Source organism: Methanocalculus chunghsingensis (genome assembly GCF_018132105.1).
Taxonomy (GTDB): domain Archaea; phylum Halobacteriota; class Methanomicrobia; order Methanomicrobiales; family Methanocorpusculaceae; genus Methanocalculus; species Methanocalculus chunghsingensis.
In genome coordinates, this window is record NZ_JWHL01000045.1 from 1 (window position 1) to 407 (window position 407).

At 51.6% G+C, this 407-nt stretch carries 1 protein-coding gene; it reads right to left on the reverse strand.

The window, feature by feature from the left end; genetic code table 11:
• On the reverse strand, positions 1-234 hold a 234-nt coding region (tnpA, locus tag RJ53_RS11525; protein ID WP_211530737.1), incomplete at its 3' end, for an IS200/IS605 family transposase.
• Between the last annotated feature and the right edge of the window lie 173 nt (positions 235-407).

The following is a 407-nucleotide window of genomic DNA, read 5'->3' on the forward strand; positions in this document are numbered from 1 at the left end:
CTTCGGGAGATTCAGCGTCGGCCCCGCCTTGAACAGCATGTGGAAGTGATCCGGGCTGCACTCGATGTTGGTGACTTCAACCCCGAAGGTTTCAGAGATGCTGTGGATCTTGGTCTTCAGGAGATCCACATACCGATCATCGACAAAGACTCCTCTCCGGTACTTGACACACTGCACCAAATGGTAGTGCAAAGCATAGACCGAATGGGCGCCCTTATCTAATCGGTAGTCCATAGTTGCTATCAGGTGTGAGGAACCATAAAGGTTGCGGGAGCTCGTAGACGGCTCTCATCCCCCAGCTTGCGCAAGGGGACTTCTCGCCTGTGGAGTTAAATGTTGTCGTCTGCTGAAGGTGGAAAGATGATGCTAAAAAGCACGGCCGAATCAAACCCCTATATTCCATACAA